This is a genomic window from Pantoea sp. AG1095 (assembly GCF_003208415.1).
Lineage (GTDB): Bacteria > Pseudomonadota > Gammaproteobacteria > Enterobacterales > Enterobacteriaceae > Pantoea > Pantoea leporis.
In genome coordinates this window covers 697,835-723,130 of the sequence record NZ_QKMJ01000001.1, presented here as the reverse complement: position 1 = coordinate 723,130, position 25,296 = coordinate 697,835, and the positions used below count along the sequence as shown (strand labels likewise).

The following is a 25,296-nucleotide window of genomic DNA, read 5'->3' as shown; positions in this document are numbered from 1 at the left end:
CCTGCCCCCCATGAATAAGACTCTGCAACGCAACGATACCCGTGAACACCTGCTCGCTATTGGCGAGCAGGTTTGTTTACAGCGCGGCTTTACCGGCATGGGTTTGATCGAGATGCTGGCGCTGGCGGAAGTCACTAAAGGCTCGTTCTACCACTATTTTGGTTCAAAAGAGGCCTTTGGTGTGGCGCTGATTGAGCGCTACTTCAGCCATTTCCAGCAGCAGATTGATCAGCAGTTGAGTCTGCCCGATTTAACGCCGACCGAGCGCCTGTTAGCGCATTTCCGCTATGGCGAACGGCTGTTTATCGAGCAAGGTCATATTGTTGGCTGTCTTGGCGTAAAGTTGTCAGCCGAAGTGTGCGATCTCTCTGAGCCGATGCGCGATGCACTGCAACAGGGTGCCAACGCCATTATCGCTGCCTACACGCGCTGTTTGACTGAGGTGGCGGCTGAGCAGCCGCTGCCGTTTGGGCAAACGCCGCAGCAGCTGGCGCAGCGCTGCTACTTGCTGTGGCTCGGAGCCAGTTTGCAGAGCAAGATTTCCCGAGAGTCGGGCCCGATTAGCCTGGCACTCGACACCATCGAACAGTGGCTGATAAGTCACTGATTTTTAAAACCCCATTTACTAGACGACCGGTCTTCCTGGAGCAATTAATATGGCGAGTAAGCAGCTGTTCTCCCCACTTAAAGTGGGCGCGATTACCGTACCGAACCGCATTTTCATGGCCCCGTTGACGCGTCTGCGCAGCATTGAGCCGGGCGATATCCCTACGCCGCTGATGGCAGAATATTATCAACAGCGCGCCAGTGCCGGTTTGATCATCACCGAAGCCACCCAGATCTCTTTCCAGGCGAAAGGCTATGCCGGTGCGCCAGGTCTGCACACACAGCAGCAAATTGCCGCGTGGAAAATGATTAACGAAGGCATTCATGCCGCTAACGGTCACAGCGCTGTACAACTGTGGCACACCGGCCGCATTTCTCATAACAGCGTGCAGCCCGAAGGCAAAGCGCCAGTCGCCCCATCCGCACTGGCGGCAGGTACGCGCACGTCCCTGCGCGCCGCGGATGGTTCTGTTTATCGTGAAGACACCTCCGTGCCACGCGAGTTGTCAGTGGCTGAAATTCAGCAAATCGTAAAAGATTTTGGTCAGGCCGCCGCTAATGCGCGCGAAGCCGATTTCGACCTGCTGGAGCTGCACTCCGCGCACGGCTATCTGATGCACCAGTTCCTCGCACCAGGTTCAAACCAGCGTACCGATGAGTACGGCGGTTCGATTGAAAAGCGTGGCCGTTTCGCGCTGGAAGTGGTGGATGCGGCGATTGCCAACTGGTCTGCCGATCGTATTGGTATCCGCGTTTCGCCAATCGGTGCTTTCCAGAATCTGGACAATGGCCCGGAAGAAGAAAAAGCGGCGCTGTGGTATATCGCCGAGCTGGGCAAACGCAGCATCGCCTATCTGCACCTTTCTGAGCCAGACTGGGCTGGCGGACAGCCTTACAGCGATGCATTCCGTGAAAAAGTGCGCGCCCTGTTCCCTGGCGTAATCATCGGTGCCGGTGCTTACACCGTTGAGAAAGCCGACGATCTGATTGCGCGTGGCCTGATTGACGCCGTGGCCTTTGGTCGCGACTTTATCGCCAACCCGGATCTGGTTGCCCGTCTGCAGCAGGATGCGCCACTCAATCCGCAGCGTCCTGAGAGTTTTTACGGTGGCGGCGCGGAAGGTTATACCGATTATCCAACTCTGTAAGAAAATGGCTGCCGCGGCGGATAGGCGGCAGCGTTATTTCATCAGTGTGTATACTAAGTTGCTTGTCATGCACTGATGACGTTTTAAAAAAAGAGGATGTTATGCGTTTACTTCACACCATGTTACGCGTTGGCGATTTGCAACGTTCTATCGATTTCTACACCCGCGTGCTCGGCATGCGCGTACTGCGTCAAAGCGAAAACACCGAGTATAAGTACACCCTGGCATTCGTTGGCTACACCGAAGAGAGCGAGGGCACGGTGATTGAGCTGACTTACAACTGGGGCGTTGATAAATACGATCTCGGCAACGCTTACGGCCATATCGCGCTGGGCGTGGACAATGTGGCTGACACCTGCGAACGCATTCGCAGCGCGGGCGGCAACGTAACGCGTGAAGCGGGCCCGGTAAAAGGCGGTTCGACTATTATTGCGTTTGTTGAAGATCCAGACGGCTACAAAATCGAGCTGATTGAAAACAAACATGCCGGTCACGGCTTAGGCAACTAAGGTTGCTCGTCAGCCTGCTATTTGCAGGCTGACTTCCCTCTCCTGCTGCACCCTCCTGCGATTTTTGCCATAATGCGCGCTGCCCTATTTATTGCCATGAGATCCTGATGTCTGAATCGAACGCTTTAAACGCTCTCCACCAACGCTTCCGCGGTTTTTATCCTGTTGTGATCGACGTTGAAACCGCGGGTTTCAATGCACAAACCGATGCACTGCTGGAAATTGCAGCCACCACGCTGAAAATGGATGAAGACGGCTGGTTGCACCGCGATGAAACGCTGCACTTCCATGTGGAACCGTTTGAAGGCGCCATTCTGAATCCTGCGGCGCTGGCGTTTACCGGCATCGATCCCACCAATCCGCTGCGCGGTGCGGTAAGCGAATATGAAGCCCTGCATGCGATTTTTAAAATGGTGCGCAAAGGCACCAAAGATAGCGGCTGCAATCGCGCCATTATCGTGGCGCACAATGCCACTTTCGATCTCAACTTCGTGATGGCGGCCGCCGAGCGCGCCAGCCTGAAGCGCAATCCGTTCCACCCGTTTGCCACTTTTGATACCGCGGCACTGAGCGGTTTAGTGCTGGGGCAAACCGTGTTGGCGAAAGCCTGTAAAGCGGCGGGAATGGAGTTTGATAGCACGCAGGCGCATTCAGCGCTGTATGACACCGAGCAAACCGCAACGCTGTTCTGTGAGTTGGTGAACCGCTGGAAACGCCTGGGCGGCTGGCCGCTGGCTTTCAGTGAAGAATCTGCAGACGAGGCGTCTGCCGGGTAACCAAAGAAAAGGCCGACATGTGTCGGCCTTCTGCATTATTCCGCTTCTTTATACTTCTCAGCGGTCTCTTTCAGCAGTGGCTGAAGTTCACCGCGCTGGAACATCTCAACGATGATGTCGCAGCCGCCGACCAGTTCACCGTCGACCCACAGCTGCGGGAAGGTTGGCCAGTTAGCGTATTTTGGCATTTCAGCGCGAATATCCGGGTTCTGCAGAATGTCCACGTAAGCGAAACGCTCGCCACACGCAGAAAGCGCCTGCACGGCTTGCGCCGAAAAACCACAGCTTGGCAGCTTTGGCGAACCTTTCATGTACAGCAGAATCGGGTTTTCTGCGATCTGACGCTGAATTTTTTCAACAGTACTCATTATTGCCTTCCTTAATCTTCTACTTCGTGTTTGTTTATTGTAGCGATTTCGCTCCCGGACTGAAAACGGGATTTTGCCTTTGCACGGGTTAATCGCCATGTTTGTTAAGTTAACGCATGACAAATAACATTTTCATATCATTAATTGGCATTAATAAATTAATAATTAGCAATAATTTCGCTGTGTTAACCAGCTGAAATCGCTCATTTTTGCTACAGAATCAATCTGGTAACATATTAATAGAAAAAGGCCTTACCTTTTGTAAAAAAAGTGGATTAGAATTGCCTCGGCGCTGGTCACTTGACCAGATTTCTCTCACTTTTACGCAGTCTGCTATGATTCAGCCTGCTTAACCTGTAACCGGATTATGCGTCTACTAATTACGCTTTTCATACTGGCTTTCGCCCAACTGTTCTTTAATGTGGCCGCTGCATCTCCGCATGCGCCCGTTAACGCCAGTTCGCTTAAAGCAGAGAAAAAGAGCGCACGTGAAGACGAGCGCCGCAAACGACGTCCGGTAAAAACCACCACCAAAAAATCGCGTCTGACCGCTGTTCAAAAATTCAAACTCAAAAAACAGAGCAAAACAGACATCGCGCTGCACAAAACCACCAGCAAAAAATCCCCACTGAAACTCTCTGCTAAGAAATACGGTCATCAACGTTTAGCGAAGAAAACGCCCGAGATCGCCGTCGATGATGAAGCGTTAGCGCTGACCGGCATCAAAATGAGTAAAGCGCACCGCCAGCGTTATCAAAAAGCGCGTGAAACGGCGATGACCAAATTAATGGGTCAACTCGGCAAACCTTATCAGTGGGGCGGCGCTTCGCCACACACTGGTTTCGATTGCAGCGGCCTGGTATGGTACGCCTATAAAGATCTGGTGAAATTCAAACTGCCACGCACCGCCAATGAGATGTATCACCTGCGTGATGCGGCACCGATTAAGCGTGAAATGCTGGAGAAAGGCGATCTGGTGTTCTTCCGCATCAACAATCGCGGTACCGCCGACCATGTGGGCGTTTATCTTGGCAATGGCAAATTCATTCAGTCGCCGCGTACCGGCAAAGATATTCAGATCAGCGCATTGGGTGAGGATTACTGGCAGAAACACTATGTGGGCGCGCGTCGTATGATGACGCCAAAAACCATTCGCTAGTTGTTGCGCAACAGACATAAAAAAGCCGGATGCTGTTCTCAGCTCCGGCTTTTTTGTTAATGCATGATCGCGGTAAAGCTGAAGGCGATAATCATCAACAGTGCGCCAACAGTGGTCATTAGCGCCAGCTTCAGGTCGGTATTCATCACAACTCCTTAGTCACACAATTATTAGGGTTAAGACGATTTTCGCACAGCAATAGGCAAAAATCTCGTGTTATCCGCGCCAGCTTGCTAGAATCGCCGCCTTTCGTTGCGCAACAGATTTTGCGCAGGCTGTATTTACAGCGTGATGAAGTGATTTCGCCTGCTTGAACATGCCGTTTTGCCCGCTTTTTTGGGCTGTAAAAGCATTAGCAGACGCAAACGTTTAACAATATACTTATCAGTAAGTTGCGATAAGCCCAGGAGCACCATTTTCATGGCAACAATTAAAGATGTCGCAAAACGCGCGGGTGTCTCAACCACCACGGTTTCGCATGTCATCAACAAAACGCGTTTCGTTGCGGAAGAGACGCGTAACGCCGTATGGGAAGCGATCAAAGAATTACATTACTCGCCAAGTGCCGTGGCGCGTAGTCTTAAAGTCAATCACACCAAAACCTTGGGTCTGCTGGCGACCTCCAGCGAAGCGCCCTACTTCGCTGAAATTATCGAAGCGGTGGAGAACCGCTGCTTCGAACGCGGCTATACGCTGATTCTCGGCAATGCGCACAACGATCTGCAAAAGCAGCGCGCTTACCTGTCAATGATGGCGCAAAAGCGCGTCGATGGCTTGCTGGTGATGTGTTCGGAATATCCAGACGATTTGCTGCAGATGCTGGAAGAGAACCGCAATATCCCCATGGTGGTGATGGATTGGGGCGCGTCACGCGGTGATTTCACCGATACCGTGCAGGACAATGCATTTCAGGGCGGCTATCTCGCCGGGCGTTATCTGATTGAACGTGGCCATCGCGATATCGGTGCCATTCCTGGCCAAATGGAGCGCAACACCGGCGGTGGACGTCATGCTGGCTTCCTGCAGGCAATGAACGAAGCGGGCATTACAGTGCGTCCGGAGTGGGTGGTTCAGGGCGACTTTGAGCCTGAATCGGGCTATCAGGCGATGCAACAGATCCTAAATCAGAAACAGCGTCCAACCGCGGTGTTCTGCGGTGGCGATATCATGGCGATGGGCGCGATTTGCGCTGCTGATGAGATGGGTTTGCGCGTACCGCAGGATATCTCGGTGATTGGCTACGATAACGTGCGCAACGCGCGCTATTTCACACCAGCGCTCACCACCGTGCACCAGCCGAAAGCTGAACTGGGTGAAAAAGCGCTGGAAATGCTGCTGGATCGCATCACCAGCAAGCGCGAAGATCCGCAAACTATCGAAGTCCAGCCAACGCTGATTGAACGCCGTTCGGTGGCGTACGGTCCGTTCCGCGACTACCGCCGCTAAGCCGACACTTCGCTGAGCCATTCGTGGTTCAGCGTTTCCGCATCCCCGAGATAAGCCAGTAACCACGTCAGCGCCGGTGACGCGCGCTGTTCTGACCAGCTGACGCAGCACGGACTGTCCGGAAACGCCTGCGGTAGCGCCAGCTCGATCAGTTTTTGGCTGTCCAGCAGCGGACGCGCCAAATGGCCAGGCACCATGCCGACGCACAATCCTGCCAGCAAACAATCCATCCCGGTTTCCCACTCTGGCACCACCAACCGCCGCTGATTATCCAGCGTCCATGTCATACGGCGCGGCAACGCACGCGAGGTATCTTCCAGCACCAGCGATGGCCACGCCCGCAAGGTTTCATCATCCAGCTCCTTGCTGTTAACCAGCGGATGATCGGGACTCACCACACAACGCCAGTTCAGCGCGCCCATATCCTGAAAAGCAAAACGTCCGCCCACCGGGATGGCCTGAGTTGCGCCAATCGCCACATCCACCCGACCATCAGCCAACGCATCCCACACGCCGTTGAACACTTCGTAGCTGATAATCAGCTCCATGTCGGGAAAATGGCGGTAGAAGTCTTTCACTAACTGTCGCGTACGCTGCGGTTTTACAATGCAGTCGACCGCGATGCTCAACTCGCCGCGCCAGCCATTTGCCAGTTGCTGACACTGCCGGCGAGTTGCCAGCATTTTTTTGATAACAGATCGGCCTTCTCGCACAAAATGCTCGCCCGCCGCTGTCATCACCACTTCCCGATGCTGGCGCTCAAACAGCGGCACCGCCAGCCAGGTTTCCAGCTGGCGTACAGTGTAACTCACGGCAGAGGGCACGCGATGCAGCTCCTGCGCTGCCGCGCTAAAACTGCCGGTGCGCGCTACTGCATCCACCACTTCAAGCGCATATTCTGACCACATAATTTTGCCTTCAAAAATTTTAACAGCACCAAGCAAATATTAGCGTTTCACAAAGCGCGCTGCATCCTTTTACACTCCCCGGCGTTCACCCTGCCCAAAAGAGAATCAACATGTTGTCGTCTAAAGCATTTATGCCTTATCTCGCCGTGCTCAGCATGCTCGGCTTTCTTGCCACGGATATGTATTTGCCCGCCTTTGGCGATATGCAGCGTGATTTTGCTAGCGCACCCGGCACCATCAGCGCCAGCCTGAGTCTGTTTCTCGGCGGTTTTGCCTGTGCCCAAGTATTTTGGGGACCGCTATCAGATCGTTATGGACGTAAGCCGATTTTGCTGGCGGGCCTGGCCATCTTCGCCCTCGGTTGTCTGGGAATGCTGTGGGTGACCGATGTCCGCCTGATGCTGGCGCTGCGTTTTATGCAGGCGATTGGCGTGTGTGCGGCTGCCGTAAGCTGGCAGGCGCTGGTGGTGGATCACTACCCAAAAGCGAAAGCCAATAAAGTGTTTGCAACGATTATGCCGCTGGTTGCGCTGTCTCCGGCGCTGGCACCGCTGCTCGGCGCCTGGCTGATCGGCCACTTCCACTGGCGCAGCATCTTTATCACGCTGACGCTGGTTGCCGTGGTGTTGCTGATCGGTACGCTGCAATTAACCTCGCCTAAGCGCGAGAAAGTCGCCTCAGGCAAACAACCCGGCTGGTTGACTTTGCTGGGTACGCGCGTCTACAGCGGTAACGTCTTAATCTATTCGGCATGTTCGGCGAGCTTTTTCGCGTGGCTGACGGGCTCACCTTTCATTCTCGCCGCAGCTGGCCTGACGCCGGGCGATATTGGCCTGAGCTATATTCCGCAGACCATTACGTTTCTGATTGGCGGCTTTGGCTGCCGCGCGCTGTTAAATCGTTATCAGGGCGCGCAACTGCTGCCGTGGTTGCTGGTGCTGTACAGTCTGAGCATCCTAAGTCTGTTTGTCATCGCCCTGATGCCTTCAGCGCCGCTATTTGTGCTGCTGATGCCCTTCTGCGGCATGGCGCTGGCCAATGGCGCGATCTATCCGATTGTGGTGGCCAGCGCATTAGCGCCCTTCCCGCACGCCACCGGTAAAGCGGCAGGATTACAGAATTTATTCCAGTTAGGATTGTGCTTTGTCGCCAGCCTGCTGGTCTCCGCCGGCCTTGAGCAGGCGCTGTTCAACACCACATTAGTGATGGTGGCCACCGTGGTACTGGCGTGGGCGGGCTTTGTCTGCCAGCGATCGGCAAACGCACAAAGTGATATTGCCCACACTTCCCGTCCCTGCGAAGATAATCTCTAAGCCAACGCTTTTCGTTAGCAAACTAACGATAACCCGTTGAATATTGACCCACGTGAGCATATACTCAGTGGGTCAGTAATTCTGTATTAAATCAATAATATAAATGTAATACCTTTAGCGACTCTGTCGCGGGATGGCGTCTGCACGATACTCCAGTGCTGCGTCCAACTTTTCTATTCAAATTCATGCCTCTGTAAAACGTCGGATTTCTGGCGCACGGATTTTCCGTGAGTTCTCTCACAGGTCTTGGGAAATTGGCTATTCTTTTTCTCAGGTTCAGATCGGAAGGTGATGGAGAAGCTATGAGTTCATCTGTTATAGAAGAAGTGAGCCTTGAAGAAAACCACTGGTTTCGGATCGTCAATGAACTGCTAGAGCGTGCTGATATTGCAGTTAATGGCACTCGTCCCTGGGATATTCAGGTAAAGCATCCAGATTTTTTTAAACGCGTGCTCGAGGAAGGATCGCTCGGATTAGGTGAAAGTTACATGGATGGTTGGTGGGAGTGCGAACAGCTTGATATGTTCTTCCATCGCGTTTTAAAACACCATCTGGATAAACAATTACCGCGGCATTTTAAAGATACGTTGCGCATCGCCGCCGCGCGTCTTACTAATTTGCAATCGAAAAAACGCGCCTGGATTGTGGGTAAAGAGCATTACGACCTGGGTAATGATCTATTCTCACTGATGCTTGACCCTTATATGCAATATTCCTGCGGCTACTGGAAAGATGCTGATACGTTGGAAAACGCGCAGCAGGCCAAACTGGATATGATTTGCCGCAAGTTACAACTTGAACCGGGCATGACGCTGTTGGATATCGGTTGTGGCTGGGGCGGACTGGCGGAATATGCCGCACGCCATTATGGCGTCACGGTGCATGGCGTCACTATTTCTGCAGAGCAACAAAAACTGGCACAACAACGCTGTGAAGGACTGGATGTCACAATATTATTGCAGGACTATCGCGACCTGAATAATCAATATGATCGCATTGTTTCTGTCGGAATGTTTGAACATGTCGGGCCGAAAAACTATGCCACTTATTTTGATGTTGCTGACCGCAATCTCAAACCAGACGGCATATTTTTACTGCACACCATTGGTGCCCTCACAACGGATATGAATGTCGATCCGTGGATTGATAAATATATCTTCCCGAACGGTTGTCTGCCGTCGGTACGTCAAATCGCTGATGCCAGTGAGCCACATTTCGTCATGGAAGATTGGCATAACTTTGGCGCAGATTACGATACGACGTTAATGGCATGGTATGAACGTTTTCAGGCGGCGTGGCCGCAGCTGGCTGAGAAATATGGCGAACGTTTTAAACGGATGTTCGACTATTATCTCAACGCCTGCGCCGGTGCGTTTCGTGCCCGTGATATTCAGCTGTGGCAGGTGGTATTCAGTCGTGGCAAGGATGGCGGATTACGCGTAGCGCGTTAATGAGCTTGCAGAAATAAATCAAGGCGCCGCAGGGCGCCTTTTTCAGCGCCATTATTCTGCGCTGGCAATCTGCGCCAGTGCAGCGGCTTCACGCTGCGCTAATACGCGTTCAACGGTTTCCACAATGGCCTGCGTATGAGGATCAATCTCAATATTGACCTTCTGACCAAACTTCTTCGCGCCTAGCGTGGTGCGCTCCAGCGTTTCCGGAATCAGATGCACACAGAATTTGCTTTTGGTAACGTCGCCAACGGTCAAACTAATTCCGTCGATACCCACAAAACCTTTATGCAGAATATATTTGATCTGCGTGGCGTCCTGTAATTTAAACCAGATTTCGCGGTTGTTTTCTGACTGGATGATTTTGCAAATTTCTGCCGTGGTCATAATATGGCCAGACATTAAATGGCCGCCAATTTCATCACTGAACTTCGCTGCACGCTCAATATTCACCACATCCCCGACCTGTAATTCACCCAGGTTGGTAATGCGCAATGTTTCTTTAATCAGATCGAAGCTAACCCGATCGCCATTAATCTCGGTCACAGTCAGGCAGCAGCCGTTGTGGGCTACCGATGCGCCCAGCGCCAGTCCCGGTAACAGCTCATCCGGTAAGCGCACAATATGGGTACGAAACAGATCTTTCTCTTCAATGCCGACAATTTCTGCCGTGCCTTGCACAATTCCAGTAAACATAATCTTAGCCTCTGCAAAGTTTGCGTCAGTTTATCACAGCTTGTCGGCGGCAGCTTAATTTGGCGGAGTTCAAACTTTACACAAATTGCTAAACAAAATGCGATCAACGTTTGGCGGAAGCCAGCGCTGCCGCTACACTGTGCGCGCATTCTTTGGGGATTTCGCCCCACTCTCTTCATTAATTAAGCAGGTGTAACGTGCAGAAGTATTTTACCGAAGCGCGTCAATTGCTGGCCCTTGCGATCCCGGTCATCCTTGCTCAGGTGGCCCAGACTGCGATGGGATTTGTAGATACTGTTATGGCCGGTGCGGTAAGCGCCACGGATATGGCCGCCGTCGCTGTCGGCACCTCTATCTGGCTTCCCGCCATTCTGTTTGGTCATGGTCTTCTACTGGCTTTGACGCCTACCGTTGCGCAACTCAACGGTTCAGGACGACGCGAACGTATCGCGGAACAAGTACGCCAGGGATACTGGATGGCAATCGGTGTTGCACTCCTGATTATGGTGGTGCTGTGGAACGCCGGTTATCTGATTAACACCATGCATGATATCGATCCTGAATTGGCCGCCAAAGCCGAAGGATACCTGCATGCGTTGCTGTGGGGCGCACCGGGTTACCTGCTGTTCCAGGTGATGCGCAACCAATGCGAAGGTTTGTCGAAAACCAAACCGGCGATGCTGCTCGGCTTCCTCGGCCTGATGGTGAACATTCCGCTCAACTATGTGTTCATTTACGGCCATTTTGGTATGCCGGCCTTAGGCGGCGTCGGCTGCGGCGTGGCGACGGCATCGGTCTATTGGGTGATGTTCCTGGTGATGCGCTTCTGGGTGAAACGCATGGCAAGCATGCGCGACATCCGTATGAAAATGCGCTGGTCTGCACCGTCACGTGCGATTTTGTCACGCCTGTTCACGCTGGGTTTGCCGGTGGCATTGGCGCTGTTCTTTGAGGTGACGCTGTTTGCCGTGGTGGCGCTGTTGGTATCACCGCTCGGTATCGTGAAAGTGGCCGGACACCAGATTGCACTCAACTTCAGCTCGCTGATGTTCGTGTTGCCGCTGTCGCTCGGCGTCGCCACTACCATTCGCGTTGGCTATAGGCTGGGACAAGGTTCGGCCGAACAGGCGCGCGTTGCTGCGTGGACCGGGCAAGGCGTCGGCATCAGCATGGCGGCCATCACCGCGCTGTTTACCGTGATTTTCCGTCACGATATCGCCGGCCTGTACACGGCAAATCCAGAAGTCATTACCCTTGCGGCACAGCTCATGTTGCTGGCGGCGATTTATCAATTCTCAGATTCAATTCAGGTGATTGGCAGCGGTATCTTGCGCGGTTATAAAGACACGCGCTCGATCTTCTTCATCACCTTTATCGCCTACTGGGTGCTGGGTTTGCCGGTGGGTTATGTACTGGCGATGACGGATTGGGTCTTGCCGAAGTTGGGTCCCGCCGGCTTCTGGTGTGGCTTTATTATCGGCCTGACCTCCGCAGCAGTGATGATGATTTGGCGCATCCGTCGTTTGCAGCGCCTGCCTGCGCAGGTCATCCTGGCGCGCGCCGCGCGCTAAGTGGCTGGTAACGGCGAAAAAAACGACGCATAGCACAGTTGCTGGTCAGTCGTAGGGGAAAAACACTTTTTCCCCTTGCCAGCATCACGGCCTGCCGTTAATATTCGTCCCCGCTGTCGCCCTGACAGCGTGTTGCGCTCTTAGCTCAGTTGGTTAGAGCACCACCTTGACATGGTGGGGGTCGATGGTTCGAGTCCATTAGAGCGCACCAAGTGCGTCCGTAGCTCAGTTGGTTAGAGCACCACCTTGACATGGTGGGGGTCGGTGGTTCGAGTCCACTCGGACGCACCAATTTGTGAATTTCCTCAATGCGCTCTTAGCTCAGTTGGTTAGAGCACCACCTTGACATGGTGGGGGTCGATGGTTCGAGTCCATTAGAGCGCACCACTCTGGTTTTATCTCCTTGCGCAACACCTTTTTCTTGATCTGCATCGTCTATATCGCGCCGCTTTTATATTGGTTTTCGCATACTTAGCGACTATACTATGCCGCGTTGTTCCACCTGAAAGGTTTCAGCGCTAACGTGCCTATGCAAACAACTCCAATGATTTGCGCAACACTGATCACTCAGTTCCCTCGCGTACTGCATAACTTCTCTGCACGCTTTGCTTTCGTCTCCTATTCTTATTTCTGTGAAATCCGATCCAACACCATAAATATTCTCACTTCGGTGCCGTGCGCATCGAATCCCGACCTTTATCATCCATCACAACTTATAGAAAACCTGACATGAAAAAGACCAAAATCGTTTGTACTATCGGTCCAAAAACCGAATCCGAAGAAATGCTGACCCAACTGCTGGAAGCGGGCATGAACGTGATGCGCCTTAACTTCTCGCACGGGGATTACGCTGAACATGGCCAACGCATCACCAACATGCGTGCCGTTATGGAAAAAACCGGTCGTCAGGCCGCTATTCTGCTGGACACCAAAGGTCCGGAAATTCGTACCATGAAACTGGAAGGCGGCAACGATGTGTCGTTGAAAGCCGGCCAGACCTTCACCTTCACCACCGATCAGTCAGTCATTGGTAACAGCGAACGTGTTGCCGTGACCTACGCCGGCTTCACTGAAGACTTGAAAATTGGTAACACCGTTCTGGTCGACGATGGTTTGATCGGTATGCAGGTCACAGAAGTGACTGAGAATTCAGTAATCTGTAATGTCCTGAACAATGGCGATCTGGGTGAGAACAAGGGCGTTAACCTGCCAGGTGTCTCCATTCAGCTGCCTGCACTGGCGGAAAAAGATAAGCGCGACCTGATCTTTGGTTGCGAGCAGAACGTTGATTTCGTCGCCGCTTCGTTTATTCGTAAGCGTTCTGACGTGCTGGAAATCCGTGAGCACCTGAAAGCGCATGGCGGCGAGCATATTCAGATCATCTCGAAAATCGAGAACCAGGAAGGCCTGAACAACTTCGATGAGATCCTCGAAGCCTCAGACGGCATCATGGTTGCTCGTGGCGACCTCGGCGTTGAGATCCCGGTTGAGGAAGTGATCTTCGCGCAGAAGATGATGATTAAGAAATGTAATAAAGCACGCAAAGTGGTTATCACCGCGACGCAGATGCTGGATTCCATGATCAAGAACCCACGCCCTACCCGCGCGGAAGCCGGCGACGTGGCGAACGCCATCCTCGATGGTACCGATGCGGTCATGCTGTCTGGTGAGAGTGCTAAAGGTCGTTATCCACTGGAGTCGGTCACCATCATGGCGACCATCTGTGAGCGTACCGATCGCGTGATGAAATCCCGCATTGACTCGCTGCAGGATTCACGCAAGCTGCGCATCACCGAAGCGGTATGCCGCGGTGCCGTTGAGACTGCAGAGAAGCTGGAAGCACCACTAATTGTTGTAGCCACCGAAGGTGGTAAATCTGCTAAAGCTATCCGTAAGTATTTCCCGGATGCCACCATTCTGGCGCTCACCACCAACGAAACCACCGCTCGTCAGCTGATTCTGAGCAAAGGTATCGAAACTCATCTGGTGAGAGAAATTGCCTCAACTGATGATTTCTACCGCATTGGTAAAGAAATGGCGCTGGAAAGCGGATATGCGCAGAAAGGCGATGTGGTGGTAATGGTTTCAGGTGCATTAGTACCAAGCGGAACGACAAACACCGCGTCTGTACATGTAATCTGATTAGCAACTGAATTTTTATTTAAAAGCGCCTTTTAAAGGCGCTTTTTTTATTGCCGAGGTAATACAAAAGCCAGAAATTTCCAATCGAAATTAACTATTCAAAATCTCGTATGATTAAGGTTAGTCCGATTAAATCTCTCTGTTTTAGCTAATTATTTTCATCATCTTCTGTTAAATGCTGTTTCTTTGAGCGAACGATCAAATTTAAGCATGTTCTCATCAAAAATTTATTCTCAACTCAAAAAGCTTTGTGTAATACTTGTAACGCTACATGGAGATTAACTCAATCTAGAGGGTATAAAGAATGAATCGCACTAAACTGGTACTGGGCGCTGTAATCCTGGCTTCAACTATGCTGGCTGGTTGCTCAAGCAACGCTAAAATCGACCAACTGTCTTCAGACGTTCAGACTCTGAACGCTAAAGTTGATCAGCTGAGCAACGACGTGAACGCAATCCGTTCTGACGTTCAGGCTGCTAAAGATGACGCAGCTCGTGCTAACCAGCGTCTGGACAACCAGGCTCACTCTTACCGTAAGTAAGAGTTCTGGTTTGAAAAATGGTGCCCATGTGGCACCATTTTTTTTGTCCTGATTCTGCGATTCTCTGGTCCGAATTCAGGGCTGCGCCACGGCCTCACCACGCTGCTCCATTGGTACTGCGCTTTCATCTGTCACCGGCTCACCGCTGCTCACTAATACCGGCATCCCGGAACGTCGGGCTATCGCTTCCTTGATCAACGCCGTATCACTCTTCTCGCTCTTCGAGAAGGCTTTCAGCTGCGCTGACTGCGCAATCGGCATGGTTTGCGGATCGTCCTTATCATTACGTGATAACGGCTGATGCACTTCAACGTAGCGCTTACCGTCGGGTTCAATCGCATATTTGATGGGCTGATTGATCACCTGCACCCGCGTCCCTTTCGGCACGCTGTTGAACAGCGCTTCAATATCATCCGGTCGCAAGCGAATGCAGCCGGAACTTACGCGCATGCCAATACCAAAGTCAGCATTGGTGCCGTGAATCAGATACTGACCGGTCCCACGCGCCAGACGCATCGCAAACAGCCCCATTGGGTTATCAGGCCCGGCTGGCACCACGCCCGGCAAAGTAATGCCCTCTTTGGCGTAGCGCTTGCGGATATTGGTGGTGGGCGTCCAGGTAGGATTCGGGATTTTCTGGCTGATGCTGGTGACCATGGTTGGCGTCATAGCGCCTAATTGACCAATCCCGATCGGATAGACGACCACACGATCTTCACCTTTCGGATAATAGTAAAGTCGCAGTTCCGCGAGGTTAATCACGATACCTTCCCGTGGTGCATCGGGTAGCAGCATCTGCAGTGGCACGGTTAATTGTGTGCCAGCCTTGGGGAGCCAGGGATCAACGCCTGGATTAGCTTCAAGCATGCCGAGCATGCCTATCTTATAACGTGCGGCAATGCTCTCCAGCGGCCGCTTGTCATCCGGCACGGTGGTCAGGGTGTTTTCGCCAATCAAACGGCTATTATCGGCTGGTAGGGGATATTCCGTAGCAAATGCAGGTGCAGAGAGTCCGCAACAGGACAACAGCAATGCACCGGCTAAACGTAAGGCTGGTTTCATGCAATTTTCTCTTTGTCGGATAGAACAGACCCCGGTCAAGCCGGGGTCTGGAGAGTGTAACTTAGCTGAGGGTCTGAGCGTTATGCCGGATCGCGCGAATCATCGCTTCCAGCCCCTGCGAACGCGAGGGAGTGAGATGTGAGGTCAGCGCCAATTCGCCGAACCAGTGGCGCACATCGAGATCGAGAATCTCTGACGCCTTAAGCCCTTGATACAGACTAAATACCACTGCAATCAAACCTTTAACGATGGCGGCATCGCTGTCGCCTTCGAGGGCGATGGTGCCATCGGCCTGCGGGGTCATGCGTATCCACACCTGGCTCTGACAACCTGAAATCACGTGTTCCGGCTGCTGTAAGCTTTCGGAGGATTCTGGTAATTTCCCACCGAGTTCAATGATGTAGAGGTACTTCTCTTCCCAGTTTGCGCAACGATTGAAGTTACGAACCAGTCTCTCTTTATCTGGCAAATTCGCCATGAATCACTCCTGAAGTCTGCTCAACCGCCCAGCAGACGATGAATACGGGTCAAACCTGCGGCCAGACGATCGGCTTCTTCTTCGGTGTTGTACAGCGCGAAGGAGGCACGACACATGGCCGGCACCGCATAATGACGCATCAGCGGCATCGCACAGTGATGGCCGGTGCGGATCGCAATACCGTATTGATCAAGGAAACTGCCGACATCAAAGGCGTGATGGTTGCCGAGGTTAAAGGCCACCACGCCGCTGCGACTTTCCGGACCGTAAATCACCAGATCCGGCACCGAAGCCAGTTTATCCAGCGCATAACGCATCAGCATCGATTCGCGCTGATGAATCACGTCCAGGCCCAGTTCGCTGATCCACGTTAACGCCGCACCCAAACCAATGATGCCGCCGGTATTCGGCGTGCCCGCTTCGAAACGCCATGGCGTAGTGTTAAAGGTGGTGCCGGTTGGCAGCACAACCTCCGAAATCATCGAACCGCCGCCTTCCCAGGGTGGCATGATCTCCTGCAACGCTTTACGCGCATACAGCACACCAATGCCAGTTGGACCATAAATTTTATGGCCGGAGAAAGCGTAGAAGTCGCAGTCAATATCCTGCACATCCACCGTGTGATGCATCACCGCCTGCGCGCCATCCACCAACGTAATCACACCAGCGGCTTTCGCTTGTGCCACGATAGTTTTTACGGGATTGACGGTGCCGAGCACGTTAGAAACGTGGGTGACCGCCAGCAAACGGGTGCGGCTATCGATCAAACCACTCAGCTGTTCCAGCGCCAGCTCGCCCTGCGCATTCAGCGGCAAAACGCGAATTTCTGCGCCAGTGCGCTGCGCCACCATCTGCCACGGCACGATGTTAGCGTGATGCTCCATCTCGGTGACGATGATGTTGTCGCCCGGCTGCAACTGACTGCCGCCCCAACTGTTAGCCACCAGATTGATGGCTTCCGTGGTGCCTTTGACGAAAATAATCTCTTCTGGCGAAGCGGCGTTAAGAAAATGCGCGGCCTGATGACGTACGTTCTCCATGTCGGTGGTCGCCTGCGCGCTCAACGAATGGATACCACGGTGCACGGCCGCATAGCCGTGCTGGTAGAAATAACTTTCCGCATTGATGACCGCGAGCGGGCGCTGTGCGCTGGCCGCGCTATCAAGGTAGGCCAGCGGATGTCCGTTGACCTCACGTTTCAGAATCGGAAATTCCGCTCTGATGCGTTCGAGATCGAAACTCATGACTCAACTCCCGGGATACGCGCGGCAATGCGCTGCAGCACCACCTGACGCAATACCGGATTCTCCAGCGTTTCGGTGAGTTCAGCGGCAAAGGCATGGATAATCATACGCTGTGCGGCAGTCTCATCGATGCCGCGCGAGCGCAGGTAGAACATCTGCTCTTCATCAATACGACCAATGGTCGCACCGTGGCTGCACTTCACGTCATCCGCATAGATTTCCAGCTGCGGCTTGGTGTCCACTTCAGCCAGACGGCCCAGCAACAGGTTGTTGTTAGTCATCTGTCCATCGGTTTTCAGCGCGTGCTGCGCCACTTTTATCATGCCGTTGAACACTGCACGACCTTTATCGCGCGCGATGACTTTATGCATCTGACGGCTGGTGCAGTAGCCTTTGTTGTGTTCCAGATAGCTGCGGGTATCGCACACTTCCTGATTCACCGGCAACGACAAGCTGTTGATCGCCAGATTGGTATTTTCGCCATTAAGCTGCGCGCTGGTGTTATGACGCGATAAGCCGGCACCCAGCAGGAAGCTGGTAGTGGCCACATTCGCATCGCGGCCCATCACCACATCATTGTGCGCGAAGTGGTAAGCCTTCTCGCTCTCAAATGACAGTTTGATGTGCTGCAGTTTGGCATTGTCGGCCACGTCGAAAGTGAAACGCGCGCCGGTAAAGTGCGCCACGTCATTCAGCGTGACATAGTGCTCAATCACTTCCGCTTCTGCGCTGGCTTCCAGCTGCAGATGGTGGCGATGGTGCACGGTGTTAGTGCCCGCATCCTGACCGCTGGTGATGTGCAACAGATAAAGCGGTTTAGCCGCTGATTTACCACGCGCCAGACGAATTGTCGTGGCTTCTTCTGCCAGACTTTCAGTCAGATGCAGGAACACTTCCGGCTGAATCGGTGCCGGTAGCGGACGACGCTCAGAAGCCTGCGCATGCTGAATTTCAAACAGGCCGGTATCACGGCTGCTCAATTCAGCCTGAAAACGACCGTCAACAAACACCAAACGCACCGCATCAACCGGCAGCGCCAGCGCTTCAACTTGTTCCGCGCTCACTTCCTGCGGCTGCGGCAGCACAAACTGCTGCGCCAACAGGCCATCAAGCGGCGTGTATTTCCAGTTTTCATGCTTACGCGTCGGCAGGCCGACACGCATCAGTTGCTGCCAGTGCTGCTGCGCCTGCAAAGAACGTACGTCACCGCGCGATTCAAACAGATGATGCCACTGCTGCAGGGCGTTATCACTCTTGGTCGGTAAGCCAGCCATAGCCTTGCTCCTCCAACTGTTTCACCAGCGAGAAGTCGCCAGATTTAACGATCTTGCCCTGATACAGCACATGTACGTGGTCCGGCTTGATGTAATCCAGAATACGCTGGTAGTGCGTTACGATGATGAATGAACGCTTACCGTCGCGCAGGCTGTTTACGCCTTCTGCCACGATTTTCAGCGCATCGATATCCAGACCGGAGTCGGTTTCATCAAGGATGCACAGCTCAGGTTCCAGTGCCGCCATCTGCAGGATGTCGTTGCGCTTCTTCTCACCACCAGAGAAGCCCACGTTCACTGAACGGGTCAGCAAATCTTCTGGCATCTTCAGCAGCTGGATTTTATCTTCGATGAAATCCTGGAAGTCGAAACGGTCCAGCGGCTCCTGCTCACGGTATTTACGTACCGCGTTGACCGAGGTCTGCAGGAAAAACTGGTTGCTGACGCCCGGAATTTCTACCGGATACTGGAACGCCATGAAGATGCCTTCACCGGCACGCTCTTCTGGCTCAAGTTCCAGCAGGTCTTTGCCCTTGAAGGTGACAGAACCGCCAGTGACTTCGTAATCTTCACGGCCAGCCAGCGTTGCAGACAGGGTACTTTTACCTGAACCGTTCGGTCCCATGATGGCGTGGACTTCGCCTGGTTTCACTTCGAGGTTCAGACCGCGCAAAATCTCTTTGTCTTCAACGCTAACCTGCAAATCTTTAATGCTTAACATACTCTTTCCTTCACATTGCTTCCGGCAACGGGCATCAGCCCACACTGTGCTCAAGGCTGATAGCTAACAATTTTTGCGCTTCCACGGCGAATTCCAGTGGCAGCTCGGAGAAAACGTCTTTGCAGAAGCCGTTGACGATCATTGAGATCGCATCTTCTTCGCTGATGCCACGCTGCAGGCAGTAGAACATCTGATCTTCACCGATGCGCGAGGTGGTGGCTTCGTGCTCCAGATGGGCGGTGTTGTTGCGCGTTTCCACATATGGGAAGGTGTGCGCACCGCACTCGGCACCAATCAGCATCGAGTCACACTGGGTGAAGTTACGCGCGTTGGTCGCGGTTGGCATAATTTTCACCAGGCCACGATAGGTGTTCTGACTCTTACCGGCAGAGATACCTTTGGAGATGATGGTCGACTTGGTGTTTTTACCGATGTGAATCATCTTGGTACCGGTATCCGCCTGCTGGCGGCCTGCGGTCAGTGCGACCGAGTAGAACTCACCGATCGAGTAATCACCGCGCAGAATGCAGCTTGGATATTTCCAGGTGATCGCCGAACCCGTCTCAGACTGCGTCCAGGACATCTTGCTGTGATCGCCTTCGCACAGGGCACGTTTGGTCACGAAGTTGAGGATACCGCCCTCGCCTTCGCCGCCTGGGAACCAGTTCTGTACGGTGGAGTATTTCACTTCAGCGTTTTTATGGATGATCACTTCTACCACTGCGGCGTGCAGCTGATAGGTGTCACGCACAGGCGCAGAGCAACCTTCGATGTAGCTGACGTAGCTGTCTTCATCGGCGATCAAAATGGTGCGCTCGAACTGACCGGTTTTTGCCGCGTTGATACGGAAATAGGTCGACAGCTCCATCGGGCAACGTACGCCTTTCGGGATATAAACGAAGGTACCGTCAGAGGCCACAGCGGAGTTCAGCGCAGCGAAGAAGTTATCGTTTGGCGGCACGACGGTGCCGAGATACTTCTGCACCAGCTCAGGGTGATCGTGAATCGCTTCGCCGAACGAGCAGAAGATGATGCCCTGCTCCGCCAGCTTGCCGCGATAGGTGGTTGAAACGGAGACGGAGTCGAAAATCGCATCCACCGCCACTTCACGACCTTCACGCACCGGAACGCCTAACTGGTTGAACGCGTCTTCCACTTCCTTCGTCAGGTAGTCGCTGGACGCGACGCTGCCGGAGGTTTGCGTGGCACCGGGTTCAGAAGCACAGCTGTCATCGCAGTTGCCGCAGGACGGCGCGGAATAATAGCTGTAATCCTGATAATCCAGTTTCTCGTAGTGCGCTTTCAGCCAGTGCGGCTCTTCCATTTGCTCCCAGGCGCGGAACGCCTTGAGACGGAATTCAAGCATCCATTCAGGTTCGTTACGTTTAGCCGAAATGGCGCGCACCACATCTTCATTGATGCCGTGGGCAAATTCTTCAGTTTGTAACTGGGTAAAGAAGCCCTCTTTATAGTTGAGCTTACCTTCCCACATTTGTACATCGTCAGATGCTTCGCTGTGTCGTGACATATTTCACTTACTCGACGCCAAAGCTTTCACCGCACCCGCAGGCGTGTTGAGCTTTAGGGTTGTTGAATTTAAAAATCTGGTTAAGACCTTCGCGGACATAATCCAGCTCGGTACCGTCAACAAACGGCATCGCCTGAAGTGGCACAAACAGTTTTGCGCCGAATTGCTCAAACTGCAGGTCGTCATCGGCAGGATCTTTCACCAGGTCCATAACGTACCCAAAACCGGCACAGCCGGACGTTTTCACACCCAGTTTCAAGCCCTTGACTTCAGGGTCTTGTTCTACCAGGTTAAGAATCTGTTTCGCTGCCGATTCGGTCAGCGTGAGCCCTTTCCAGACGAAATCTTCGGGTGAAAAAGAGTCGGCATTTACTGATGACATTGTGCTACCTCGTATGTCTGGGCCTTTTCAGGCTATCCCCCTATGGTAGTGATATCAGATATCACTTCAACCTCTTGTTTTGCAGGGATAATCATCTCGTGCTGTTTTTTACTGCTGCTTTATTAAGCATAGTCGCTTCAAAGCAGATTGACGGCAGCATTCCCGTGCGCGCCTAACCAACGTAACCCGTTAAATTCTCGTAAAATTCCCAAAATCAATTTTACGTTTCCATCCTGATTGATAGGTTACGCCTTTCCACTATGTAAAGAAATTGTTATTACCGATTTTAGTAACAGGCAGAGGAAATCAATAAAATTTCACAGCGGGAATTGCATTCCTGACGCGGTTTAATATGATAATGATTATCATTAACCTAAAAAGGTGGCGATATGACGCTTACCGTCTCAGCCTGGTTACAACATAAAATCGACGAATATAAGTTTTCGGTGCGTGATATCACCGTTGACTTGTACATGGCTCAGGCAAAGCTCAACCGCACTGATTGCACACTCGACCAACTGCGTCGCTTTAACGACACCTGCCTGGATATGGCAGAAATCTGCGAAATCAATGGTGACGATCACAGCTTTCTGCATGCCATGGGCAAGCTCCATCACCGCTTAGTGCAGGAGATGGGCAATGCCGATCGTGACCGTTTGTTCCGGATTCAGGCCTATCAACTGGCGCGCCTGTCATTAACACGCTTGTGTCATCAACTGGCGCTCAGCGGCGAGTGGGATCAAGCCACCCGCCTGCAGAGTGATTTTGTTCGCCACGCAGGCTGGATATTCTAATCCAGCTTTGTGACGTCTCCTACAATTTGTTTACATCATTTCCAGTAACGCTTGCAGTGGATGACGCATGCCATTGCCTTCTGCGCGTTTTACCTGACTACGACACGAAAAACCGGTTGCCAGACAGCGCTGACGCGGCAGCTTTTGCAATTGCGGATGCCAGGACAGCTCATAAATCCCCAGCGAATTCTCTAGGTTTACGCTTTCATGGCCATAGGTTCCCGCCATTCCGCAGCAGCCCACATTGACGTTTTCCAGCTTCGCACCAAAGCGCGCAAAAATGCTCTGCCACTGATTCGGCGTGGACGGTAGCGCGGTCACTTCGGTGCAGTGCGCAAACAGATACCAGGCTTCGCCGCTGGCGGTTTGCTCCGCACGTGCCGACAAGGCGGTTTGCAGCCACTCATGCACCAGCTGCACGTTAAACTCGCCGCGCTGCCCGCCCAGCACCTGATGGTACTCATCGCGGTAACAGAGCACTGTCGCCGGATCGACACCGACCATCGGCATGCCCAGTTTTGCCACGCGATTGAGAAAATCAGCGGTTTTGCTGGCGGTGCGCGCAAAGCGCTGCAGGAAGCCTTTCACATGCTGCGCCTTGCCATTCGGTGAGAACGGCAGCAGCACCGGACGATAACCGAGTTTCTCAATCAGCTTGACGAAATCGGTGACCAGCTGTGCCTCGTAATAGCTGGTAAAGGGATCTTGTACCACCAGCACGCAGTTTTCGCGTTGCGCCGCATCCAGCGCTTCTAACTGCTCCAGCGTCAGGTTCATCGCCGGATGGCCGCCTAACTGCTGCTTGAGGCTCGGCGATGACAGCAGCGGCAAATCCACCATGCCGATATGCTTTTTGCTCAGCTCGCGCATCCACGGCTGCTTAAGGAAAAAGTTGAACACCTTAGGCGCTTTGGCCATCAGCGGCGCGTAACTCTCCACGGTGGCTACCAGATGATCGCTCATCGGGCGCAGATAGCGGGTGTGATACAGCTGCAGGAAGCGTGAACGGAAGTTCGGCACATCGATCTTGATTGGGCACTGCGTCGAGCAGGCTTTACACGCCAGGCAGCCCGACATCGCCTCTTTCACTTCGTGCGAGAAGTCATATTCGCCCTGATTTGCGTGCCAGGTATTACGCGTGCGCTGAATCAGCGTACGCAAGCTGGCGCCCTGTTTCGGCAGCGCCTGCTCAAGTTGGGTAGGATCCACGCCCTGCTCGGAGAGCAAACGCAGCCATTCACGCGTGAGTGTGGCGCGCCCTTTCGGCGAGTGAATGCGGTTGCGGGTAATTTTCATCGACGGGCACATTGGGCTACGTGCATCGAAGTTGAAGCACAAACCGTTGCCATTACACTCCATCGCACCGCGCCACTCGTTGCGCACCGTAACCGGAATCTGCCGATCGTAGGTGCCGCGTTTCACCGCATCAACCTGCATCATCGGTTCATCACTGCCGAGCGGCGTACAGATTTTGCCGGGATTCATGCGGTTGTCAGGATCGAACGCGGCTTTGATGCGGCGCAGCTCATTGAATAACGTTTCGCCAAAGAATTCCGGGCTGTACTGCGCGCGAAAACCTTTGCCGTGCTCGCCCCACAATAAACCGCCGTAGCGCGCGGTCAGCGCCACCACTTCATCAGAGATCTGCTTCATCAGCAGCTCCTGCTGCGGATCGCACATATCCAGCGCCGGACGCACATGCAGCACGCCCGCATCCACGTGCCCAAACATGCCGTAGCTCAGGCCGTGACTGTCGAGCAGCGCGCGAAAATCGACGATGTAATCCGCCAGCTGTTCTGGCGGCACCGCGGTGTCTTCCACAAACGGAATCGGCTTGGCGCGCCCTTTGGCGTTCCCCAGCAGGCCAACCGCTTTTTTGCGCATATTATAGATGCGCTCGATACCGCCTAAATCGTCACACAGTTGATAGCCGATGACGCCGCCCATCTGCTGCTGCATCAGCTCATCTAAGCGCTGACATAGCGTGCTAATCTGCTGCTCAATCAGTTCGCCATCATCACCGGCAAACTCCACGATGTTGAGCCCCAGCAACTGTTTATCTGGCACATCGGTAATTAATTCATTTACCGAATGCCAGACGATATCTTCTCGCGCCAGATTCAGGACTTTTGAGTCAACGGTTTCCACCGAAAGCGCTTTGGCTTCCACCATTAAAGGGGCGTTACGCAGGGCCGAGTCGAACGAATCGTATTTGATGTTGACCAGACGGCGCACTTTAGGGATGGGCGTGATGTCGAGGCGCGCTTCGGTAATAAAGGCCAATGTGCCTTCCGCGCCGCACAGCAAACGCGTCAAATCAAACGTCTGCAAATCGTCGCTGAACACATGACGCAGATCGTAGCCGGTCAGGAAGCGATTGAGCTTGGGGAATTTCTCCAGAATCAGATCGCGCTGTTCGCGGCAGCGACTCAACACCTGCTGGTAAATGCGCCCTTCCGCGGTCGGCGTGCTGGCCAGCTGTTCCGCCAATTCAGTCGGCATGGCGCGCGTATCAAGGATGTCGCCACCCAGCAGCACCGCGCGCAGGCCTTCAACGTGATCGGAGGTTTTGCCATACACCAGCGAACCCTGGCCCGAAGCATCGGTGTTGATCATGCCGCCGAGCGTGGCGCGATTGCTGGTGGAGAGCTCCGGCGAGAAGAAGAAGCCATACGGCTTGAGCCACGCATTGAGTTGATCTTTCACCACGCCCGCTTCAACCCGCACCCAACCTTGCTCGGTGTTGATTTCCAGGATGCGGTTCATGTAGCGCGACATATCCACCACGATGCCCTGATTCAGCGACTGTCCGTTGGTGCCGGTGCCGCCACCGCGTGGCGTAAACACCAGGCTGGTAAAACGGGTTTCACCGGCAAGGCGCGCAATCAACGCCACATCCGCTGTCGAGCGCGGAAACAGCGCCGCATCAGGCAGCAGCTGATAAATACTGTTGTCGGTGGCAAGCGAGAGGCGATCGGCATAGCTGGTGGCGGTATCGCCGGTAAAGCCCTGCTCTTTCAAGGACTGCAGGAATGTCAGCACCAGTTGAACGAGGCCCGGTGCCTGAGAAATCTGTGGGATCATTATTGAGTGACCGAGATGTTGTAAACGTTTGCGTCGTGATTTTTTTCAGCCCTTGGTTTTATCATACTTTTCTGCTGGCTGCTGTTTTTTCAGGA

24 protein-coding genes and 3 tRNA genes are annotated in these 25,296 nt (G+C 53.3%); 15 read left to right on the top strand and 12 right to left on the bottom strand.

The window, feature by feature from the left end; translation table 11 throughout:
• Positions 1-10: 10 nt before the first annotated feature.
• The 4 genes from DEU53_RS03525 (at position 11) to rnt (ending at position 3,039) form a co-directional block, all read left to right on the top strand.
• A complete protein-coding gene (locus DEU53_RS03525; protein WP_110866037.1) occupies positions 11-607 on the top strand; it encodes a TetR/AcrR family transcriptional regulator in 597 nt (198 codons plus the stop codon).
• A 49-nt stretch (positions 608-656) separates the two neighbouring features.
• Entirely contained in the window at positions 657-1,754 is a 1,098-nt protein-coding gene (locus DEU53_RS03520; RefSeq protein ID WP_110866036.1) for an alkene reductase, read from the top strand.
• Between the two features lie 101 nt (positions 1,755-1,855).
• Positions 1,856-2,263, top strand: coding sequence for a lactoylglutathione lyase (gene gloA, locus DEU53_RS03515; RefSeq protein WP_110866035.1), 408 nt, complete (start codon positions 1,856-1,858; stop codon positions 2,261-2,263).
• Positions 2,264-2,370: 107 nt separating this feature from the next.
• Positions 2,371-3,039, top strand: coding sequence for a ribonuclease T (gene rnt / locus DEU53_RS03510; RefSeq protein WP_110866034.1), 669 nt, complete (start codon positions 2,371-2,373; stop codon positions 3,037-3,039).
• Positions 3,040-3,074: 35 nt separating this feature from the next.
• On the opposite strand, the gene DEU53_RS03505 is transcribed toward rnt, so the two are convergent.
• A complete protein-coding gene (locus DEU53_RS03505; RefSeq protein ID WP_175501675.1) occupies positions 3,075-3,410 on the bottom strand; it encodes a Grx4 family monothiol glutaredoxin in 336 nt (111 codons plus the stop codon).
• A 364-nt stretch (positions 3,411-3,774) separates the two neighbouring features.
• Between DEU53_RS03505 and DEU53_RS03500 the strand changes: the two genes are divergently transcribed.
• Entirely contained in the window at positions 3,775-4,566 is a 792-nt protein-coding gene (locus DEU53_RS03500) for a C40 family peptidase (RefSeq protein ID WP_110866033.1), read from the top strand.
• A gap of 56 nt (positions 4,567-4,622) precedes the next feature.
• On the opposite strand, the gene DEU53_RS03495 is transcribed toward DEU53_RS03500, so the two are convergent.
• Entirely contained in the window at positions 4,623-4,712 is a 90-nt protein-coding gene (locus DEU53_RS03495) for a YnhF family membrane protein (RefSeq protein ID WP_007892756.1), read from the bottom strand.
• Positions 4,713-4,986: 274 nt separating this feature from the next.
• On the opposite strand from DEU53_RS03495, the gene purR reads away from it, so the two are divergent.
• Positions 4,987-6,012, top strand: coding sequence for an HTH-type transcriptional repressor PurR (gene purR / locus DEU53_RS03490; protein ID WP_008110309.1), 1,026 nt, complete (start codon positions 4,987-4,989; stop codon positions 6,010-6,012).
• Here purR and punR read toward each other — a convergent pair.
• Positions 6,009-6,920, bottom strand: a complete 912-nt coding sequence (punR, locus tag DEU53_RS03485) for a DNA-binding transcriptional activator PunR (RefSeq protein ID WP_110866438.1) — start codon at positions 6,918-6,920, stop codon at positions 6,009-6,011. The genes purR and punR overlap by 4 nt on opposite strands.
• A gap of 110 nt (positions 6,921-7,030) precedes the next feature.
• Here punR and punC point away from each other — a divergent pair, with 110 nt between their 5' ends.
• A complete protein-coding gene (gene punC, locus DEU53_RS03480; protein ID WP_110866032.1) occupies positions 7,031-8,233 on the top strand; it encodes a purine nucleoside transporter PunC in 1,203 nt (400 codons plus the stop codon).
• A 302-nt stretch (positions 8,234-8,535) separates the two neighbouring features.
• Positions 8,536-9,684, top strand: a complete 1,149-nt coding sequence (gene cfa, locus DEU53_RS03475; RefSeq protein WP_110866031.1) for a cyclopropane fatty acyl phospholipid synthase — start codon at positions 8,536-8,538, stop codon at positions 9,682-9,684.
• A 51-nt stretch (positions 9,685-9,735) separates the two neighbouring features.
• On the opposite strand, the gene DEU53_RS03470 is transcribed toward cfa, so the two are convergent.
• Positions 9,736-10,380 carry a riboflavin synthase subunit alpha gene (locus tag DEU53_RS03470; RefSeq protein ID WP_110866030.1) on the bottom strand — a complete coding sequence of 215 codons (645 nt, stop codon included), beginning with the start codon at positions 10,378-10,380 and terminating at the stop codon, positions 9,736-9,738.
• Between the two features lie 197 nt (positions 10,381-10,577).
• On the opposite strand from DEU53_RS03470, the gene DEU53_RS03465 reads away from it, so the two are divergent.
• From DEU53_RS03465 to DEU53_RS03440, 6 genes are all read left to right on the top strand, one after another.
• Positions 10,578-11,951: an MATE family efflux transporter gene (locus DEU53_RS03465; protein WP_110866029.1), complete on the top strand. Its 1,374-nt coding sequence runs from the start codon at positions 10,578-10,580 to the stop codon at positions 11,949-11,951.
• A gap of 134 nt (positions 11,952-12,085) precedes the next feature.
• Positions 12,086-12,162: transfer RNA gene (locus tag DEU53_RS03460), tRNA-Val, on the top strand.
• Positions 12,163-12,165: 3 nt separating this feature from the next.
• Positions 12,166-12,242: transfer RNA gene (locus tag DEU53_RS03455), tRNA-Val, on the top strand.
• Positions 12,243-12,261: 19 nt separating this feature from the next.
• A tRNA-Val gene (locus tag DEU53_RS03450) sits at positions 12,262-12,338 on the top strand.
• A gap of 342 nt (positions 12,339-12,680) precedes the next feature.
• Positions 12,681-14,093: a pyruvate kinase PykF gene (gene pykF / locus DEU53_RS03445; protein WP_110866028.1), complete on the top strand. Its 1,413-nt coding sequence runs from the start codon at positions 12,681-12,683 to the stop codon at positions 14,091-14,093.
• Positions 14,094-14,397: 304 nt separating this feature from the next.
• Entirely contained in the window at positions 14,398-14,634 is a 237-nt protein-coding gene (locus tag DEU53_RS03440) for a major outer membrane lipoprotein (protein WP_007892735.1), read from the top strand.
• Positions 14,635-14,709: 75 nt separating this feature from the next.
• On the opposite strand, the gene DEU53_RS03435 is transcribed toward DEU53_RS03440, so the two are convergent.
• From DEU53_RS03435 to sufA, 7 genes are all read right to left on the bottom strand, one after another.
• The gene (locus tag DEU53_RS03435) at positions 14,710-15,696 is read right to left on the bottom strand and encodes a L,D-transpeptidase family protein (protein WP_101764555.1); all 987 of its coding nucleotides are present in this window, start codon (positions 15,694-15,696) and stop codon (positions 14,710-14,712) included.
• A gap of 61 nt (positions 15,697-15,757) precedes the next feature.
• Complete coding sequence (gene sufE / locus DEU53_RS03430) at positions 15,758-16,174, bottom strand: cysteine desulfuration protein SufE (protein WP_101764556.1); 417 nt, start codon at positions 16,172-16,174, stop codon at positions 15,758-15,760.
• Between the two features lie 20 nt (positions 16,175-16,194).
• Positions 16,195-17,418, bottom strand: coding sequence for a cysteine desulfurase SufS (sufS, locus tag DEU53_RS03425; protein ID WP_110866027.1), 1,224 nt, complete (start codon positions 17,416-17,418; stop codon positions 16,195-16,197).
• The gene (sufD, locus tag DEU53_RS03420; protein WP_110866026.1) at positions 17,415-18,692 is read right to left on the bottom strand and encodes a Fe-S cluster assembly protein SufD; all 1,278 of its coding nucleotides are present in this window, start codon (positions 18,690-18,692) and stop codon (positions 17,415-17,417) included. Before sufD ends, sufS begins: the two co-directional genes overlap by 4 nt.
• Positions 18,667-19,413: a Fe-S cluster assembly ATPase SufC gene (gene sufC, locus DEU53_RS03415; RefSeq protein WP_008102973.1), complete on the bottom strand. Its 747-nt coding sequence runs from the start codon at positions 19,411-19,413 to the stop codon at positions 18,667-18,669. The genes sufD and sufC overlap by 26 nt, the downstream gene beginning before the upstream one ends.
• 34 nt (positions 19,414-19,447) lie before the next feature.
• The gene (gene sufB / locus DEU53_RS03410; protein ID WP_101764559.1) at positions 19,448-20,941 is read right to left on the bottom strand and encodes a Fe-S cluster assembly protein SufB; all 1,494 of its coding nucleotides are present in this window, start codon (positions 20,939-20,941) and stop codon (positions 19,448-19,450) included.
• Positions 20,942-20,948: 7 nt separating this feature from the next.
• Entirely contained in the window at positions 20,949-21,323 is a 375-nt protein-coding gene (gene sufA / locus DEU53_RS03405) for a Fe-S cluster assembly scaffold SufA (protein WP_007892717.1), read from the bottom strand.
• Between the two features lie 389 nt (positions 21,324-21,712).
• Between sufA and DEU53_RS03400 the strand changes: the two genes are divergently transcribed.
• On the top strand, positions 21,713-22,117 hold the full coding sequence (locus tag DEU53_RS03400) for a hypothetical protein (protein ID WP_110866025.1): 405 nt from the start codon (positions 21,713-21,715) through the stop codon (positions 22,115-22,117).
• Between the two features lie 30 nt (positions 22,118-22,147).
• Here DEU53_RS03400 and DEU53_RS03395 read toward each other — a convergent pair whose 3' ends face one another.
• The gene (locus tag DEU53_RS03395; protein ID WP_110866024.1) at positions 22,148-25,201 is read right to left on the bottom strand and encodes an FAD-binding and (Fe-S)-binding domain-containing protein; all 3,054 of its coding nucleotides are present in this window, start codon (positions 25,199-25,201) and stop codon (positions 22,148-22,150) included.
• Positions 25,202-25,296: the final 95 nt, after the last annotated feature.